The following is a 16,051-nucleotide window of genomic DNA, read 5'->3' as shown; positions in this document are numbered from 1 at the left end:
GTTCAAAAATATGAGATCGATTAAATTGATTATGGTGTAGAAATCAGAAAAAGTAAGCCCTCAATCTGGTGATTTTAGAGTGAAGCAAGCCCTGTGGTGTCAGTGCTCTGAAGGGTATCGGGAAAAAATGAGAATTGTGAATCAAAACGAAAATGAAAAAAATCTGGAGCTGTCCAGATGCGGTTTTTCTGCTACAATCTAACCCGAATTCCCCACAGATGCGGATTGCCTGGTCAATTCAGCTCGTCGATGGAACGGGGGAGATCTTTCATTTTGTGGGTGATATTACTATGTCTAAAGATCGGCTCCAGTCCGACCTGTGTGCAGAGAAATTAAAAGCGCTGGGAGAACCTATTCGCCTGCGTATCATTGATCTGCTGCGAGATGGTGAGCGGACCGTCAGTGTGATCGCCGATCAGTTGGAAGAAGAGGTCGTGAATATCTCGCATCATCTGGGAATTCTGTATCATGCGAGTCTGGTGACCAAACGCAAGGAAGGTCGCTTTGTCATCTATAATTTGCATCCCGACGTTTCCGCCGTCAGCAAATCAGGGAAACAGCATCTCGATTTTGGCTGCTGCCGCCTGGAAGTCCCTGATAAATAATCGCTTTCTGGGTACAACTGTTTATCTCATGCCAGCGAAAATTCAAATCAAACGCATTTATGAAGAGCCAGCCAAAAGTGATGGCTGTCGGATTCTCGTAGATCGTCTCTGGCCCCGTGGCGTAAAAAAAACAGAAGCTTGCGTCGATCTCTGGCCTAAAGAACTCGCCCCCTCGAACGAATTGCGAAAATGGTTCCACGCTCATCTGGATCAGTATGCTGATTTTGTCAAAAAGTATCAGAGCGAACTGAAACCCAAGTATAAGCAGGCGAAACAAATGCTGTTGGAAACAGATCAATCTCAGATTACCCTGTTGACCGCTGTGAAAGAACCGGATCAGAGCCATGTTCCGGTCCTGAAGCAGTTTCTGGAAGATCTGCTTTCCAAGGGAACATAAAAAGCAACCGGGCTATTGACAGCTTGGGATGAAATGCATAATATGGCGATATTGCCATGAAGGAAAAGACCCGAGAACAATATGAAGCGCGTGCCAAAATTGCGAAAGCGATGGCGCATCCCAGTCGGCTGCTGATGCTGGATCTGCTGCAGAAGCAGGAGATGTGCGTCAACGATATCTCGGAGAAAGTCGGTGCGGATCAATCTACAGTTTCCAAACATCTATCGATTCTCAAGGAAGTGGGTCTGGTTGGTTCTCGTAAAGAAGGGACGCTCAGTTACTACCGTGTAACCTGTGGCTGCCTGGATGGTTTCTTCTCCTGTATGGAAACAGTGCTCTTGTCCGATCTCGAAGGTCGTAAACTGTCAGTGAAATAATTTTTTTAATTCAAATATGGCGAAATTGCCATTATGGAATATATGAGGTGTGCCGATGAGAAAGGAAGCCCTGATAAATGCGTCGACTCAGCCTTTTGATATTTTCAGTCCTGATTTTGTGCCTGTTGATTTTTCTGATGACCACCGGAGTTCCTCAAAGCAGTTTCAGAAAGGCACTGAACCAGACTTATGAAATAGTGCTTGCACCAGAGGCAAACGCAACGATACCGGAAGTAACTCATACAGAATGGCGTAGAACAGCAGAATGGACCATACAGACAGATCAGACCTGGAAAGAATATCGGGCCTGGTTACTCAAGCAGATCGGTGGCACATATCGCATCCTTTCAGAAGCGAAACATCAGATTAAATTACGAAAAACTTTTCATTCGGAAATACATGATATCAAACTGAGTGCTGACGAAGCGGAAGGGAAGATTCATGTGATTTATTCCGTTTCTCTCTGGTGAGGCTGAGCAGATGCAGTTGGATGACTGGTTTTGTCTCGGTTTTATATTGAAGTCTAACAGGACCCTCTATTTAAAAAGGAACACCAATGGGTAAACCAATGGTTTTGTTTCTCTGTACTGGAAATTCTGCGCGAAGCCAGATGGCAGAAGCGTTTCTGAGACAGCATGCAGGAAATATTTATGATGCACATAGTGCCGGATTGAACCCTCAGGGAGTCCATCCTCTGACGATTCAGGTTATGCAAGAGGTCGGGATTGATATTTCAGAGCACCAGTCAAAATCTCTCACTCAGTATCTCGGAAAAGCAAGTCCCAAATGGGTGATATTTGTCTGTGAAAAGGCGGAGAGTTCCTGTCCTCATGTGTGGCCATTTTCACTTCAATCAGAATCCTGGAGATTTGAAGATCCGGTTGATTCGGTCGGTGACGATCTGGAGCGAATCATGAAATTCCGGTCTGTGAGAGATCAGATAGAAACACGGATACTGGACTGGATCAGTAAAAATAAAATCAGTTCGGAAACCGAAAATCAATTCGAGTTCAGGGAGTAATACGACGATGAGTAGTGCCAGTAATTGTCCGGTAAATGAGACAAAAAGTATGAGTCTCTTTGAACGATATCTGACCCTGTGGGTCGGACTGTGTATCGTGGGGGGGATTGTCTTAGGCAAGGTTGCGCCGGGGATTGCCCAGACCCTGGATGGGATGGCGATCTATGTGAATGATGCGCCCGTCGTTTCCATTCCGATCGCGGTCTGTCTGTTTTTCATGATGTACCCCATTATGGTGAAAATCGACTTTGCCGAAGTTCTCAAGGCCGGTAAGGCAATTCGTCCCGTCGGTCTGACGTTGTTTATCAACTGGGCCATCAAACCATTTACCATGTATGCCATTGCGAGCTTTTTCCTGGGAACCCTGTTTTTGACATTCATCGGACCGGAGGCGGTGGACTATGTCAAAATGCCATTCGGCGCAGATCTCGCTGTCGGTGCTGAATATGGATCCGGGAAAGTCGTGCTCATTGATGGTGTGAAAATGCTCGAAGTGCCTCTCTGGAGAAGTTACCTGGCGGGTTGTATTCTGCTGGGCATCGCTCCCTGTACCGCGATGGTACTGGTCTGGGGATTTCTGGCGAAAGGCAACGATGGACATACGCTGGTCATGGTGGCCATCAACTCATTAACCATGCTGGTACTGTATGGTCTGTTGGGAGGATATCTACTGGGTGTTGGGAAATTACCTGTTCCCTGGCAGGCATTATTGCTGTCCATCGGTGTCTATGTCGCTCTGCCTCTGGTAGCAGGATTCTTTTCGCGTAAATGGCTGATTGCCAGCAAGGGAGAAACATGGTTTCGAGAGAAATTTCTCCACGTATTAACACCGATCACGATTGCCGCTTTGTTAGTAACATTGATACTACTGTTCTCGTTCAAAGGGGAGACGATTCTCAACAATCCCATGACGATACTCTGGATTGCGATTCCTCTGTTGATCCAGACCGTGGTCATTTTTGCACTGGGCTACGTGCTTTCAAAAATGTTCAAACTGACTTATGAAAGTGCTGCTCCTACAGCATTGATTGGCGCTTCGAACCATTTTGAAGTCGCGATTGCGACAGCCACCATGTTATATGGACTCTCTTCAGGAGCAGCACTGGCAACGGTAGTGGGAGTATTAATCGAAGTTCCCTTAATGTTAATGCTGGTGAAATTTTGTGTCCGAACTCAAAACTGGTTTCCACACCAGGCGAACTCCGATCCAGACCCGTTAAAATCAGCGACGACTAATACTGTGAGTGAATGAAATGAATATGAATGAAGAGCACAAAGACTGTTATGGAAGCATGTTTCCCGACACTCTGCATTTGAACGATAACGTCGCTAACACAGGCCAGGTCTTTACTGTCCGAGTGGAAAAACCTGAAGGGGGAGTCCTTCCTGTCTGCACCAGTCGATCCATTGAAGTTGATATTGATCAATGGAAAAAGTGTCAGCTCTGTGCTGATTATGAAAGTTGTTATAAACTGAGCCTGGCTAAAATTGCTTTAGAATCTGCGATAGCCTGTCATTAGAACGCAACACATTTAACCATAGCGTCACCCGAGCTATTATCATGTTTCAATGAGACTTGAAGACGCTGCAGTAAAACTGGACACACTCTAAAATAATCTATGAAAGGATCTTAAAGTAATGAAACGTGTATTAGTATTATGTACGGGTAATTCCTGTCGTTCGCAGATGGCGGAGGAACTGTGGGAAAACCTGGGAGCGGGTGAATGGCAGGCTGAATCCGCTGGTTCCAATCCCTCCGGATATGTGCATCCACTGGCGATTGAAGCCATGAAGGAACTGGACATTGATTTGTCTGAGAACACGAGTAAACACCTCGAACAGTTTACCGATCAGCAATTTGATCTGGTGGTGACAGTCTGTGATAACGCGAAGGAATCGTGTCCCGTTTTTACCGGCGCCACTCAGACACTACACTGGCCTTTCGATGATCCTGCGGATGCAACGGGATCGGATGAAGAAAAAATGAAAATGTTCCGTCGTGTACGGGATGAAATTAAAACCAAAATCCAAAACTATCTGAATAACTGAATTCTTTACAGAAAGGGAGTTATCCAATGAATCAAAAATCAGCCGCCGAGTTTCCCGGCCAGTTTCGTGTGCATATTGCGTTGACCGTTTCAAATCTGGAACAGTCAAAACAGTTCTACAACATTTTGCTGGGGGTAACGCCCAGTAAAGAACGTCCGCGGTACGCCAAATACGAACCTCAGGATCCTTCCGTCAATCTAACCCTCAATGAAACAGAGGAGGCAGTTCAGTTAGAGGGTGGATCGGCCCATTTTGGGATCCAGGTCAAATCAGTAGAAGAAGTCCACGCTGCCATCGAACGGTTCAAAGCTGCGAATATCCAGACTGTTACGGAAGAAGCAACCACCTGCTGTTACGCCGTCCAGGACAAAGTCTGGGCCATCGACCCGGATGGGCACAAGTGGGAAGTCTTTGTGGTGCTCGAAGCCGATGCGAAAGATGAACTTTATGCACAGTCAGGTTGCTGTGGACCGGAAATGGTGACGTTGAAAGACTGTAACAGTTCACAGTCTAATCCTGCTTAAGGTCAACCCACCTGGCATTGTAGATGATACCGTTATTTTTGTTCGGAGAGGCATCAAACAGCATGTCTTTCTCGGGTTTGGCAAAGTCGAACAGTACGACCGTTTCTGCATCTGATTTGAAACGGTCTGCTGGTTCGAATTCTTTGTCATAGCGGGCGACTTTTGAAATGCGAAACATCCGCATGACGCCTTTACCGAACAGGGCTGCTGGTTTTGTCTGCGTGTCTTCCCACTTTTCCTGAGCCCCCAGAAAGAACAGTCGGCTTTCATCAAAGGGGCCAGGAGCGGGAGCAGTCGTTTGATGGATCAGTTTACCATTCAGGTACAAAGACTGTTGGAATTCATCATAAACCATCGCAATATGATCCCAGCCTTCAATCGAATTGGGATCAACGGGAATGGAATGATTCATCCCGTTGTCACTTTCCCAGCCAGTGGAGTGCCCTTTCGCACGAATGGAGATCCAGATGCTGTTTTCGGGGTCTCCCTGTTTTCCCTGGCAGCAGATCCGGCCCGACCAGTCTTTGACCCAGGCTTCAATTGTAAATTCAGGGTACTCTTCCAGTTCGATATGAGGGAAGGTGACGTAACTGTTTTTTCCATCGAACTCTAATCCCTGCGTTTTTTTATCAGTTGCAGCTTGCTCTGGTTCTGCAGCCATCAATGCCAAAGCGAGGCTCAACGAAAATACAGCCATTAAAAATGATTTAAATTTCATACAGAAAGTCCTGTTTTCAGATCAGAGGAAGGGAGATCAGAACATCTTAAAACAGAACTCCGGTGACACAAGAATTTGTCTGAAAAATTCACATTTATCGAAACCTGACAAAATAGTATGTTTAACGTTTTCAGGTTAGGCAAATATCAGGGAGCGTGTGTCTGCATAGGAGTCAAAGCGGCATTCTTCTGCCATCCAGGCAGGAATCGCAGACTGCTCGTGCAGCAGTTGTACCGCTTTATAGCGACAGATTTCACAGGGAGTGAACCGGTAGATGACCATCGCCAGCCGTGAGCGGTCTGCCGTCGGATTTTCTTTTAGCACTTCGATGCACACTGTGTTTTTCCCAGTCATCGTCGGGCAGTGTGAGTGCTGCCAGCAGTCTGTTTTCGTCACCAGCCTGGTAATTTCTGATAAACAGACTGAAGAGACAGACAGGCTGGTTTTCGTTCAACTGCCGGTTGGCAAACTCGCGGATTTCGGAATGGCTAAGATTAGCGAGTGCTACCCAGGCTCTGCGCTGCAATTCCGGATGGGGATACTGGCAGAGATCAATCAAGCGGGAGTCGAATTCGGGGAGTGTCCGGTTGGAAAAGACTTTGATCAGGTTGAGGAGAACGGCTGGCTCCTCGCTGGACTTGAGTGCCCCAAGGACCACATTTAACTCTATCAGGTCAGCCTGCATGCCCCAGCTGCGAAACCAGGAACAGTGTGTCTCTCCTCGTGCGGCCTCGAGAACCATTTCGACGGAAGTCCCTTCGGTTTGCTGGGCCTGTTGTTTTTTATGGTGACGCCGCTTCTGTTGTTTTCGCTCGGCCTTCTCCCGTAACTGCTGTTGCCAGCTCTTAAAAAATCGATTGAGATCCAGGTCAGACGTGGAACTCAGTAATTCGCGGATTCGTGTTTCCCCGATGAGTTCGCCTGCTTCTCTCAGAAATGACTCCTCGGGCCAGTCCCAGTCGAATTTATCGAGTTGTGCTCCCCTGGATTTTGCGGCACATAGAAAGCCGCGTTCTCCCTCCAGAGTCAGCAGTTCCGATTCCCCCAGAAAGTCATAGTCTGCGGCTGCGAGTGGTTTTTGAGTGACGATCTGATACAACAGATCTCGAAATGTGGTATCGCCGCTGGCAGCATAGTGTTGAGCCAGCTTGCATAACTGTCTGGCGTTTTCCGGATCAGACAGATCAGACAGATCAGACAGATCATGCAGAGCATGCAGTAGCGGGACGCGGATCGCGTTGCGAAAGCCGGCGGCGTTGATGATCTCCCACAGCCAGTCGCCCCGCAGGTCTTCGCACATGCGGTCATAACGCAGATCCTGCAGACACGCTTCCCGCAGTGCTGTCTCTGTGAGGCCCCCCTGTTCTGCCCAGAGCCGGGCCCGTCCCAGACCTTTCGCCAGCGCATCGCGCTGTTCGGCAGGTGTGGGGACGGGGGGCGGTGAAACGTCAGAATACTTCAATCAGGCTCCTTTCCGATGAACCAGACGGATTCGGACCAGCAGATCGTTCAACGCTGCACCCGAATTTGGCTGTTCGGGTAGACTGGTGGTTTCCAGCGCCTGTTCCAGTTCGCTTACGAGCCGCTGGTATTCGCGTCTATGGAACTCCATGTCGGCGGCATCCAGCGTGGAGCGTTCCGAACCTTCCAGCTTGCGTTCGATCAGTTCGGGGATGTAGGACAGCCGCGCTTCTTCGTTCAAGTGGATCAGGTTCGGTTCCACTTCACCCGTGCGCATCAGATGCAGTCCGGTGAGCAGTACCCGGTACACGTAGAGCAGGGGCTTGACCCGGGGCGGATCTTCCTTCTGAAACAGCTTCCACTGCGTTGCCGCGAAACCCAGATAATGATACGCGTGATACCTGGTCACACAGCCGGGCGCCAGCGCTTTCAGCTCTTCATACTCGGGAGTGGCCTGCAGGACCAGCGGCGAGAGCAGCTGTTCCAGCACGTAGCCATTCTTTTTAAGCATCAGTTGAAAGAACTTGCTCACATCGTGTGTGACCAGATCGATTTCCAGGCCGTCATCAACGCGCGAACGCTCCACAGTGACCTGGCCTACTTTCAGACCGATTACGGTCTCCAGCGGCAATATATGTACGCCGCGGAGGTCGTAATCGGAATCGGGAGAAGGAAAACCATAGATATGTGATCCACTAATAGTGGCGAACAGCAGAGGATAAGGATGTTCGTTGAGCTGTTTTTCAAGTCGGGGATCGAAGTTCATGATGATTCTTCTTGTGGAACAGGACGAAATTCATGGATGACGTCAATCGTTCCCATGATGTGCTGATTAAATTCTTGCAGGTCCTCTGACGGAATCCAGTATTCTTTCAGATCGCGACCACCTGCTTCCTGAGGCTCGTATCGGCTCAGATAGTCAAATTCGACGTCGAACTGCAGCACATAGCCTACATAGCCCGAATTGGGATCTTTTGTGTTCCAGTCCCGGGCGATCATGATCGCATACTCTTCCGTGAGCACAGGATAAAAAATCGGTTGCCAGTATAGCCGAGGGGGAAACTCTTTCCAGCCGGACGCCTGGATTAAATCGAGTTCCTGTTGCCCGACAGGTCGAAAGAGTGTGACAGTTTGTTTTCCATTCATGGCAGTTTTTCCTGTGTCGCCAGTCGACGTGCTTTGATGAGATAGTGATTCGCAGTTTCATAATCGGGGCGGGCCGGTAGACGGGTCTGTTCCAGCGCCTGCTCAAATTCCTTGTGCAGGCTCTTCCTCCATTTCTCGGTCTCTTCCCAGGGGACTTCACCTCGCTTGATCGCCAGCAACTGTTCCCGGTGTGGTCCCACATCGACGACGACATAGCCTTCGCGCAGGAGCGTGACCCCCGAGATCAACAACCGGATCAGGTGCATCACATGTTTCCATTTGACTTTGCCCTGGTTCTTGATATCGGTCTGCATCTTTTTGAACTGCGACATCACATAACCGTTGTAGGTCTGATAGACGACGCGCGTCAGAAAGATATCCCGCATATCCAGCAGTTCCTGGCCGAGTGGCGTAACGTGTTCGACCAGGGGAGTATAGAGGCACTCCAGGACATTCGGGTTCGCTTTCAAAGCCAGGACCAGAAACTTCTGCAGCTCCCAGTAGGTTTCCTGCGTTTCGTGACAGTCGAGCTGTTCAGGGACGCCGTACAGAGACCACTGCAGATCAGCGGGGGGCAGATAGATGCCTCGATAATCGGTATCGGACTGCTCATCCTCGAGACTGAAGGCCCGGGAGCCAATGATGCACTTGAAGATCACGCGGGAGAACAGGTCACTGCGATTCGCGTTGATCTCGCTGTTGCCGATCTCACCTTCTTTATATTGGGCCAGCAGCGTCAGCTCGTCCGCTTTGAGGGCGACTTCGACACCATCGGGAAATTTAACGCGATACGAGTGATCCAGGTCACGCGGCGCACGCACCACCACACCGACCGATCCCCGCGGATGCTGCGTACGACCGTTCGGCCCGATGATATCCCGGACTGTCACCACCTGTGTGCCATCAGAATAGATCAGGTTCGGCTGATAGTGGACGCGCTTGTTCATGGTTTCACTCTGTCTTTTTTTGATTGATCTTACATCAATTCCTGTTCAACGTCACAGTATGAGCCTCGGTCAGTGTGGGAGGTTCGACTTTTTCTACCAGTTTGTGTATGACTTTTTCCGGGACCGGCTGGGGACGTTGATGATTCTGTTTCAATATCGTTTCCAGCGGCGGTTCCAGGTAGATCAGTTCGATGCGGGCACCGTAGTCGGCAAAGAGCTGTAGCCAGCGTTTTCTGATCTGCCGGGTCAGGTTGGTGGCGTTGAAAGCGAAATCAGATTTTTCGCGCAACAGTTCGCGGCAGCGCTCCCGGGCCAATTGGACGACGGCTCCCTGGTTGTCCGTCGGTTCGACGTCCAGGTCGTCGCGAATGTCATCCAGCGAGACGGTTGGCAGATCCGTACGGTGCCGTGCGAGCCAGGTATCTTTACCCGAGCCCGGCAGGCCGGACAGCATAGTGACCGTGCAACTGAAGTCTTCATGAGGCACATAATGCACGTTCGGTTCGGGCGAGTGATAGAATAGGAATCGGGCCTGATCGTTGGCGAACGGGTAGGGTTGATCGAAGCAGTGCTGTTTCTCGGCGATCATTTTCCAGAACCGCAGATGTTCTTCAGGACGCGACATGCTGTCGGTCGTCCGTCCGCGGGTGTCGGCCAGGGCGAACAGGTAGAGCAGATGATGGTTGACCAGCCAGGAGAGGGAAATCACTTCCTGCTCCGGATTCGGTTTTTCCAGCAGAAACGCAGGACGACCATGATAACGGACCAGGCGGCAGATGGTTTCGCGGGTTTCCAGATCGCAGCCCAGTCCGCGCAGAACATTTCGCGCCAGGTATTCTCCCTTTACGGCATGTTTGGGCGAGCGCAGGCGGCCGGTTTCGGGATCGAGCTGCGTAGTCAGCGGTTTGGCGGCGTCGTGCAGGAGTGCCGTGAAGATCAGAATGGACTGTTCCCGGTTTGATAAGTCAGCCCACTCATCCAGTTGGGGTAACTGGCGACAGACGAGTCGGGTATGCGTCCAGACATCCCCTTCGGCGTGCCACTGGGCATCCTGCGCGCAGTCTGACATCGCCTGGCACCAGGGCTGCGTGGCGGCCCAGTGCAGGATCTCCTCCAGAGTCGATGTTGTCAGTGTCTGCCAGTTCATGACCAGATATCTGCCTGTTTCGAGAGCAGGTTGGGGACCATGGCCTGGTGCTGCCAGTGGCTGCTCTGTTTGATTTTTTCTACAAATTCGGGACGGACAAACTTGGACCTGCCGGTGACGGCTCCACCCGCTTCGGTGCGGAGATAAACGCCTTCCATCAGGTTGTCTGTGCTGCTGGTAAAAGGATTTTCAAAGACGCTGTCAAAGGCGGACTGGCCAATCAGCGTTTCCAGGTCTTTGCGTGCCAGCGGGCCGGTGTGAATCACGGGAACCGTTTCGATACCGGTGTCTGCGAGCAGTTCCAGTCGGCAGGCGAGGCTGAGAAAGACCTGTTGTACTTTATCGTAAATGTCAAATTCAAAGAAGTAGTGCGGCAGACTGCGATAGTGAATCGAGTGCCGGGCATAGACCCATTCGCCGAACAGGATGAACCGGTCTTTCAGCATCTGTTCCAGGACCGGCCGTTTGACCATGGCCCATTGCTTGAACAGATCGTACTGCGGGTGCATGCCTTCGTTAATCAGGTGCCCCCGACACTGCAGAACGAGTTCTCCCGTGGGAGAGAAATGGAGTCCGACGTTGGTGCCGTCAATCTTTTCCTCTACGATGAGAGATGGATCGGCAATGAACTGCAGTGAAGCCTGTTCGCTGAGCCGTTTGTCGTCTGCCGTCCCCGTAGAGCCGAACAGATGAGGTGTTCGCGGATATTTGACAAATTGATCATGGGAACTGCCCATCTGTCCGGACTCTCTTTAACAAAAGTGATGGGGATGTATCAGACACAGCCGTTTCAGCATGCGCAGACTCTCTGTGTCGACTCTCTGTGTCGATTCTGGCAGAAAACGGCTGACGTGAAAACTCAGTGACGGAAAACCGGCACACGGTGAGTCCTGCGCACGGTTGTTATTCTCTGAAAAAAGTGATTGCGGTTCACGCCGTCAAAAGCAGCCCCGCGTGAGGCAGCACTTTTTGAAGCGCTTGCCGGAGCCACAGGGGCATAAATCGTTGCGGCCCAGTTTTTCTTCGAGCAGCTTAACGCCATGCACGATGCGGACGCCCCGTTTGACCTGTGTTTCAGACGGGAAGCCTGTGCGGCGTTTGCTCATCGTTTCAAAATAGGGGCCGTTCGTCGAATTCGGAAAGGTTCATATCACACCTCCGCTGGGTCAGAGAACAGAATGGTTTGAGAAAGAGACACGGCAGCTTCAGTGAGGTTCGCTGAGATCATTGAAAAACGTCTCGGTGCATAACTGAGCCGGGCCGCAGTTGCGCGGCAGATACTGTACGACAATCTGTGCTGCTCTTTCCGCCGGACCTTCTCCCAGATAGCGTTCCCGCAAAAAAACTTCGTAGTATCCTGGTATGACTTCGTGATTTATGAAACTCTGTTTGGGTCTGACGTGCGGACAATCCCGGGTGAACGGATAATGTGTGCAGCGGCTGAAGCAGAAGAACCACATGCTGGTAAAGGGAAAGAGCTGACGCAACTCCGGAGTCACTTTTGCGACCTGATAAAAATCAAACAGGTCCAGGTGCCCGTCAGCCAGATGGTCGTGATATTTGTCCCATTGCGCATTGACAACTTTATGTGCAGCCAGGGGCGGAAAGACCTGCACCGATCCGATGACACGCGCAATTGCCAAATCTGCAGAATCAATTTGTTCCAACACCCAGAGCCGGAACAAATGAGCCACTTCTTCGAGATGAGTTGTCTTTACTTGCGCCTGGGGGATTTCGTATTCGCTGCAATGACAGGTAAATAAACGCCTGTCTGTAGCGCAGGTCAGATAGATCGAGCGTTCTGAATTTTGGAAAGTAACATTCCAATGGGAGTATTGGAACAAAACGCTCTGATCATCGGGGGCGACTGAGGGATTTTGAATGCTTTCCCGGTAAGTAACGACGCGCAGCTTTGTGTCTATCTCCCCCAGTTTCTGACACAGGAGCGAGGCCAGGCTGTCAGTTGTTGTCAGTTCGGGGTAATGCGGATCTGTCATTGTTGCGTTCTCTGGCCTCGATTATGAAGCAGGCAGACAATTTACTAAAAATCGTAATCGGAATCCTGGTCTCCATAGATAATTCTGCGAATCGGTCCATCTTTGGAATCCATATCACCGGCATACATCCGTTTGTGTTCGGGAATGGCTTCATAAGCCTGTTTTAAACGTTCTTTATTTTCGGGGGTTTGATTTTTCTGGTATTCCTGATGAACTAAGAGACAATGATGAATTGAACCAGGAACGCCGTTCAGTTTCAGTATTGAGTCCTCAATTTCTGACATAAAGTCTTCTGATGAGTAGACACAGGGATGGACTCCAGAGACTTCGAATCGACCCAAAGAATCGATTTCAATGGAAGTGTGATCGTCAACCGCATAGCAGAGTTCATTTGATTCCAACATCCTCTGGAGTTCATGGAGATCGACCAGTTTCTCCTCACCAAATATGGGATGAACGTCAATCAAACCATCCGCATAGATGCACAGAGGAACCAGATAAACCTGGCCCTTTTGTCTGATGAAGGCATATCTGGTTTCTCCCAAAGGGCATTTTTCGGATTGATGCTTTCTTTGCGGAGTCGTTCTGATCCAACCATATTTGGCGTATCTGACTCCCTCTTTTATCTCGACATCTTCACCTTCAAAATCAATCAGATCCTGTTGCCCCGGATTCAGGCTCTGTAAATCATTGACTAATCTCTGGTGTAGTGAATTGGAGTCGTGTGACCAGCTTCCAGAAATGACCTTTCCATGAATAAGGCTGTGTGCACTAAAGTTGGCGCCATCTGGAATTCTGGGCGAGATCCAGCCGCTTTGGAATTTACGATCCAGAAAGTCCAGGTCCAGTCCACCCCAGGCATCAAACAGACCATTGGCAAATGCTTTGAGTTCCGTGAAATAAAAATTGCCATTTCTAATCAGCCCGGGAATGGCGATTCCCCGCTTCTCCCAGTCGCGTCGGGCAGCAGGGCGAAGAAGAGCGGAAGTTGTCATGAATTGATTTCCTTAAAAAACGCCGAACTCAAGCTCTAGATTGGTGTCGAACTTGCTGAAAAACGTAGCTGGGATTATATCATCTGCTCCCCAGCAATGACACGAGAACCGGAGACTGGTTCTCCCGTGTGTTTGTCTGAATATTGAACGACGAGGTGTTATTCATGCGAATCCGTACTGGTTTGATCTGACGAATCTGAAGCGAGCATATCCACTGCACTTTGTGCTAACGATATGGCTTTGGGGCGATGTATGCGCATCGCAGGTCTGATTATTCCTTATTTTCAGTACGGTATCATGATATCTCAAAACCGAAAACATTACGCTGCCCGCAGGGTAGATGAACTGGTCACGCAATATGCCCGCTCCTCAGGGAAGGTGCGAAATCAGTACTGGCGTCTGATCGAAGTTATTTGCAGACGAACCAACCTGCTCTCCCCACGCTTTGCTATCCAAAAGGCAGTCTGTCCCATCGATCACGAACAGATTATTAAAGCCTGTTACAGGATAGCGATGTATCGTCGTAACTGGATCAAACATCCAGAAACATGGCAGGTGGCCACGCAGAATCCGTTCCTGCAGATGCAATCTCTGGTTAAACACCTGTTTGATCGTTACCCTGTTCCGGATTACCTGGCGAAAGCATGGTGGTCAACTGAGAGCGATTACCTTTGGGGGATCACTCTTTACAGGTTTCTGGCGCAAGGCAAAAGCATTCGTCAGTTTCATTATCTGAAGAATCTGCATTTGACAAAACGAATGGCGGGATTCTTTATGCACGCCCCGGTTGACCTGTCACCGCAGGCGGCGCTACGGTGGTCTCAGATTCTGGGCATGCAAGGGGACGAGCGACTGGCACGCGTTCTGATCCAGCGGTCTCGCTTAGATGAACTTGTGACTGATGAGCCTTTCTGGGAAACCGTCATTCGATTTCTGATCCAGAATCAACCGATTTCTGCGGATGAGATAGTGCAGATCGTCGAATTTATTTTTCAACAACGCTTTGAACCCGCTGAAAAAATCTGGGGAAAAGGAGCCGGTTCTTGTCCGGTACAACCTGATTTTTCTTTGAAAGGTCGTTCGCTGATGTCGCTTCGGAGGCATATGGTTCACTGGAGATCAGATCTGATTGAAAAAGGAATGATGCCGCCGCCGGAAGTCGACCCACTCGATTTCCCCTGGCGGAGGAGTGCGATTGGTGAATTCAGGTGCGAACTCGAAGGGCAGATCTGGAGTATTGAGGAAGTCCTCACGCCGCGACAATTACAGATTGAAAGCAAGATCATGAATCATTGTGTGGAGACATATCTGAATGAATGTGTCCGCCGGAAAACCACCATCTGGTCGATGAAAGTCAAAGCCGGTCAGCGACGGCGGCGTCAGCTGACGATTGAAGTCCTGCCTCAGAAGAAAGTGATATTCGAGGCGCGGGGAAAAAATAACTGTGAGCCCAATCCGACGGTCCGACAGGTTTTAAACCGCTGGGCGCTCCAGGAGTGTTTGACGTTCAGTAAATCGGTCTGAGGTCTTAGAAATCAATCAACTGCCGACTCCCAGGCAGATCATCATGACAATGATGATCTGTTCTGCAAACTGCCTGAACCCCGAATGCACATTGTGTGTCGTAGATCAAAATTCCAACCAGTTTCTAATCTCGAAAGGAGGAAAACGATGTTATACAGATCGGCTCTGAAACACAGACACAGGTTCAAACAAATAATTTCACATTATACAGAAACGACAGTCAGTCATGTCCTGCAGAAAAGGAACGTCCACAAAACAGTCAGCAGATCCTGAACTGCTCGCGCATCTTCAGAGTCTCAACCTGAAGACGATCGGGGAGTATCGCCAGTGGTGCGTGGAAAATGGATTTCGCACCGGTCTGCGTAAGTCGCGACGACAACGTTGCGAAGAAATGTTATATTTCCGTCGCAGGCTGGCAGTCAAATGTCTACAACAGCGAAAACAGGAACAGCGATCGATGTTCGAGAAACTGGACGCTGTTTGTTCTGCAAACATAAAAACGAAATCCATATCAGATCCATTGCTTCGAAATATTTCTGAACTGTATCAATACCGATCTCCGATCCTTAATCGATCGGAATTAATACGAGATTCTTTTATAAGGTTGACCTCTCAACTCTACTGCAGTAAATCAAAAATCATTGATGCTGTTCAGACTGGTATTCCGTGGGACTGTATCTCCACCGCACTGGTTTTCATTGCCGCTGAAGCGCGTTCCTGGATTCGCCCTGTTGAAAAGTGGCGTCCCCGTGGCAGTAATGTCGATCGACAGCTTGCTTCTCTCTTAAGACACCTGTTTGTCAAATACCGGATGCCACTGTTTTTTGATTCCGTCTGGCTGCTGGATTATTCACCGCATTGCGCGGTCTGGAGGGACTGGTATCTTGAGGTGGGGCAAGGACAGAATATACGTCACTGTGCGCTGCCGATCTCTTACACCAAAAAAATGGCTCATTATTTCATGCGGGCACCTCAGGACCTCTCCCTGTTACAGGCGATTCGCTGGGGGCAGATTCTGGGAATGGGAGGGGATGCAAGATTAGCTCGCATGATCCTCTCAACCAGACTAACCCCAGGCTTCTCGCGCGATGAATTCTGGTCTGCTGTAATTCAATGGCTGATCCTTCATCCGTAACTGGAACT

The 16,051-nt window shown here is 49.7% G+C and carries 21 protein-coding genes; 11 read left to right on the top strand and 10 right to left on the bottom strand.

Annotated elements, in window-relative coordinates; all coding sequences use genetic code 11:
• Window positions 1-152: 152 nt before the first annotated feature.
• From GmarT_RS20550 to GmarT_RS20510, 9 genes are all read left to right on the top strand, one after another.
• Window positions 153-605 (top strand): ArsR/SmtB family transcription factor, encoded by a 453-nt coding sequence (locus tag GmarT_RS20550; protein WP_002644034.1) that lies wholly within the window; start codon window positions 153-155, stop codon window positions 603-605.
• Between the two features lie 28 nt (window positions 606-633).
• Complete coding sequence (locus GmarT_RS20545; RefSeq protein ID WP_002644035.1) at window positions 634-1,002, top strand: DUF488 domain-containing protein; 369 nt, start codon at window positions 634-636, stop codon at window positions 1,000-1,002.
• A 56-nt stretch (window positions 1,003-1,058) separates the two neighbouring features.
• A complete protein-coding gene (locus GmarT_RS20540) occupies window positions 1,059-1,379 on the top strand; it encodes an ArsR/SmtB family transcription factor (RefSeq protein ID WP_002644036.1) in 321 nt (106 codons plus the stop codon).
• A gap of 77 nt (window positions 1,380-1,456) precedes the next feature.
• Window positions 1,457-1,849, top strand: a complete 393-nt coding sequence (locus GmarT_RS20535; RefSeq protein WP_002644037.1) for a hypothetical protein — start codon at window positions 1,457-1,459, stop codon at window positions 1,847-1,849.
• Window positions 1,850-1,935: 86 nt separating this feature from the next.
• The gene (locus GmarT_RS20530) at window positions 1,936-2,400 is read left to right on the top strand and encodes an arsenate reductase ArsC (RefSeq protein WP_002644038.1); all 465 of its coding nucleotides are present in this window, start codon (window positions 1,936-1,938) and stop codon (window positions 2,398-2,400) included.
• Window positions 2,401-2,449: 49 nt separating this feature from the next.
• The gene (arsB, locus tag GmarT_RS20525) at window positions 2,450-3,652 is read left to right on the top strand and encodes an ACR3 family arsenite efflux transporter (RefSeq protein ID WP_002644039.1); all 1,203 of its coding nucleotides are present in this window, start codon (window positions 2,450-2,452) and stop codon (window positions 3,650-3,652) included.
• A 7-nt stretch (window positions 3,653-3,659) separates the two neighbouring features.
• Window positions 3,660-3,920, top strand: a complete 261-nt coding sequence (locus tag GmarT_RS20520) for a hypothetical protein (RefSeq protein ID WP_002644040.1) — start codon at window positions 3,660-3,662, stop codon at window positions 3,918-3,920.
• A 118-nt stretch (window positions 3,921-4,038) separates the two neighbouring features.
• Window positions 4,039-4,449, top strand: a complete 411-nt coding sequence (locus GmarT_RS20515; protein ID WP_002644041.1) for an arsenate reductase ArsC — start codon at window positions 4,039-4,041, stop codon at window positions 4,447-4,449.
• 26 nt (window positions 4,450-4,475) lie between these two features.
• A complete protein-coding gene (locus tag GmarT_RS20510) occupies window positions 4,476-4,973 on the top strand; it encodes an ArsI/CadI family heavy metal resistance metalloenzyme (RefSeq protein WP_002644042.1) in 498 nt (165 codons plus the stop codon).
• Here GmarT_RS20510 and GmarT_RS20505 read toward each other — a convergent pair.
• The 10 genes from GmarT_RS20505 to GmarT_RS20460 all read right to left on the bottom strand — a co-directional run bounded on the left by GmarT_RS20505 (window position 4,960) and on the right by GmarT_RS20460 (window position 13,384).
• Window positions 4,960-5,691 (bottom strand): LamG domain-containing protein, encoded by a 732-nt coding sequence (locus tag GmarT_RS20505; RefSeq protein WP_002644043.1) that lies wholly within the window; start codon window positions 5,689-5,691, stop codon window positions 4,960-4,962. The two genes, GmarT_RS20510 and GmarT_RS20505, sit on opposite strands and share 14 nt — an antisense overlap.
• 253 nt (window positions 5,692-5,944) lie before the next feature.
• The gene (locus GmarT_RS20500; RefSeq protein WP_002644045.1) at window positions 5,945-7,153 is read right to left on the bottom strand and encodes a hypothetical protein; all 1,209 of its coding nucleotides are present in this window, start codon (window positions 7,151-7,153) and stop codon (window positions 5,945-5,947) included.
• Complete coding sequence (locus GmarT_RS20495) at window positions 7,154-7,918, bottom strand: nucleotidyltransferase domain-containing protein (protein WP_002644046.1); 765 nt, start codon at window positions 7,916-7,918, stop codon at window positions 7,154-7,156.
• Window positions 7,915-8,298 (bottom strand): hypothetical protein, encoded by a 384-nt coding sequence (locus GmarT_RS20490; RefSeq protein ID WP_002644047.1) that lies wholly within the window; start codon window positions 8,296-8,298, stop codon window positions 7,915-7,917. The genes GmarT_RS20495 and GmarT_RS20490 overlap by 4 nt, the downstream gene beginning before the upstream one ends.
• Window positions 8,295-9,245 (bottom strand): nucleotidyltransferase domain-containing protein, encoded by a 951-nt coding sequence (locus GmarT_RS20485; protein WP_002644048.1) that lies wholly within the window; start codon window positions 9,243-9,245, stop codon window positions 8,295-8,297. Before GmarT_RS20485 ends, GmarT_RS20490 begins: the two co-directional genes overlap by 4 nt.
• 34 nt (window positions 9,246-9,279) lie before the next feature.
• The gene (locus GmarT_RS20480) at window positions 9,280-10,392 is read right to left on the bottom strand and encodes an AAA family ATPase (RefSeq protein WP_002644049.1); all 1,113 of its coding nucleotides are present in this window, start codon (window positions 10,390-10,392) and stop codon (window positions 9,280-9,282) included.
• Window positions 10,389-11,129, bottom strand: a complete 741-nt coding sequence (locus GmarT_RS20475) for an RNA ligase family protein (RefSeq protein ID WP_002644050.1) — start codon at window positions 11,127-11,129, stop codon at window positions 10,389-10,391. Before GmarT_RS20475 ends, GmarT_RS20480 begins: the two co-directional genes overlap by 4 nt.
• Window positions 11,130-11,330: 201 nt before the next feature.
• The gene (locus GmarT_RS20470) at window positions 11,331-11,498 is read right to left on the bottom strand and encodes an SEC-C metal-binding domain-containing protein (protein WP_002644052.1); all 168 of its coding nucleotides are present in this window, start codon (window positions 11,496-11,498) and stop codon (window positions 11,331-11,333) included.
• A gap of 99 nt (window positions 11,499-11,597) precedes the next feature.
• Entirely contained in the window at window positions 11,598-12,389 is a 792-nt protein-coding gene (locus GmarT_RS20465) for a DUF6193 family natural product biosynthesis protein (RefSeq protein ID WP_002644053.1), read from the bottom strand.
• A 44-nt stretch (window positions 12,390-12,433) separates the two neighbouring features.
• Window positions 12,434-13,384 carry a DUF7638 domain-containing protein gene (locus GmarT_RS20460; protein WP_002644054.1) on the bottom strand — a complete coding sequence of 317 codons (951 nt, stop codon included), beginning with the start codon at window positions 13,382-13,384 and terminating at the stop codon, window positions 12,434-12,436.
• Window positions 13,385-13,681: 297 nt separating this feature from the next.
• On the opposite strand from GmarT_RS20460, the gene GmarT_RS20455 reads away from it, so the two are divergent.
• Window positions 13,682-14,908, top strand: a complete 1,227-nt coding sequence (locus tag GmarT_RS20455; protein WP_157158898.1) for a PcfJ domain-containing protein — start codon at window positions 13,682-13,684, stop codon at window positions 14,906-14,908.
• A gap of 226 nt (window positions 14,909-15,134) precedes the next feature.
• Window positions 15,135-16,043, top strand: a complete 909-nt coding sequence (locus tag GmarT_RS20450; protein ID WP_002644056.1) for a hypothetical protein — start codon at window positions 15,135-15,137, stop codon at window positions 16,041-16,043.
• Window positions 16,044-16,051: the final 8 nt, after the last annotated feature.

The sequence above is a fragment of the Gimesia maris genome, from assembly GCF_008298035.1.
Lineage (GTDB): Bacteria > Planctomycetota > Planctomycetia > Planctomycetales > Planctomycetaceae > Gimesia > Gimesia maris.
The sequence above is the reverse complement of the archived record's forward strand: the minus strand, read 5'-3'. Positions and strand labels throughout refer to the sequence as shown.

Bases quoted from the DNA above. Each gene is read 5' to 3' on its own strand.
- GmarT_RS20490 (WP_002644047.1), bottom strand. From the start codon at position 8,298: ATGAATGGAAAACAAACTGTCACACTCTTTCGACCTGTCGGGCAACAG.
- GmarT_RS20515 (WP_002644041.1), top strand. From the start codon at position 4,039: ATGAAACGTGTATTAGTATTATGTACGGGTAATTCCTGTCGTTCGCAG.
- GmarT_RS20530 (WP_002644038.1), top strand. From the start codon at position 1,936: ATGGGTAAACCAATGGTTTTGTTTCTCTGTACTGGAAATTCTGCGCGA.
- GmarT_RS20505 (WP_002644043.1), bottom strand. From the start codon at position 5,691: ATGAAATTTAAATCATTTTTAATGGCTGTATTTTCGTTGAGCCTCGCT.
- GmarT_RS20475 (WP_002644050.1), bottom strand. From the start codon at position 11,129: ATGGGCAGTTCCCATGATCAATTTGTCAAATATCCGCGAACACCTCAT.
- GmarT_RS20480 (WP_002644049.1), bottom strand. From the start codon at position 10,392: ATGAACTGGCAGACACTGACAACATCGACTCTGGAGGAGATCCTGCAC.
- GmarT_RS20495 (WP_002644046.1), bottom strand. From the start codon at position 7,918: ATGAACTTCGATCCCCGACTTGAAAAACAGCTCAACGAACATCCTTAT.
- GmarT_RS20455 (WP_157158898.1), top strand. From the start codon at position 13,682: ATGATATCTCAAAACCGAAAACATTACGCTGCCCGCAGGGTAGATGAA.
- GmarT_RS20540 (WP_002644036.1), top strand. From the start codon at position 1,059: ATGAAGGAAAAGACCCGAGAACAATATGAAGCGCGTGCCAAAATTGCG.
- GmarT_RS20450 (WP_002644056.1), top strand. From the start codon at position 15,135: ATGTCCTGCAGAAAAGGAACGTCCACAAAACAGTCAGCAGATCCTGAA.
- GmarT_RS20535 (WP_002644037.1), top strand. From the start codon at position 1,457: ATGCGTCGACTCAGCCTTTTGATATTTTCAGTCCTGATTTTGTGCCTG.
- GmarT_RS20460 (WP_002644054.1), bottom strand. From the start codon at position 13,384: ATGACAACTTCCGCTCTTCTTCGCCCTGCTGCCCGACGCGACTGGGAG.
- GmarT_RS20510 (WP_002644042.1), top strand. From the start codon at position 4,476: ATGAATCAAAAATCAGCCGCCGAGTTTCCCGGCCAGTTTCGTGTGCAT.
- GmarT_RS20545 (WP_002644035.1), top strand. From the start codon at position 634: ATGCCAGCGAAAATTCAAATCAAACGCATTTATGAAGAGCCAGCCAAA.
- GmarT_RS20520 (WP_002644040.1), top strand. From the start codon at position 3,660: ATGAATGAAGAGCACAAAGACTGTTATGGAAGCATGTTTCCCGACACT.
- GmarT_RS20465 (WP_002644053.1), bottom strand. From the start codon at position 12,389: ATGACAGATCCGCATTACCCCGAACTGACAACAACTGACAGCCTGGCC.
- GmarT_RS20550 (WP_002644034.1), top strand. From the start codon at position 153: ATGAAAAAAATCTGGAGCTGTCCAGATGCGGTTTTTCTGCTACAATCT.
- GmarT_RS20485 (WP_002644048.1), bottom strand. From the start codon at position 9,245: ATGAACAAGCGCGTCCACTATCAGCCGAACCTGATCTATTCTGATGGC.
- GmarT_RS20470 (WP_002644052.1), bottom strand. From the start codon at position 11,498: ATGAGCAAACGCCGCACAGGCTTCCCGTCTGAAACACAGGTCAAACGG.
- arsB (WP_002644039.1), top strand. From the start codon at position 2,450: ATGAGTCTCTTTGAACGATATCTGACCCTGTGGGTCGGACTGTGTATC.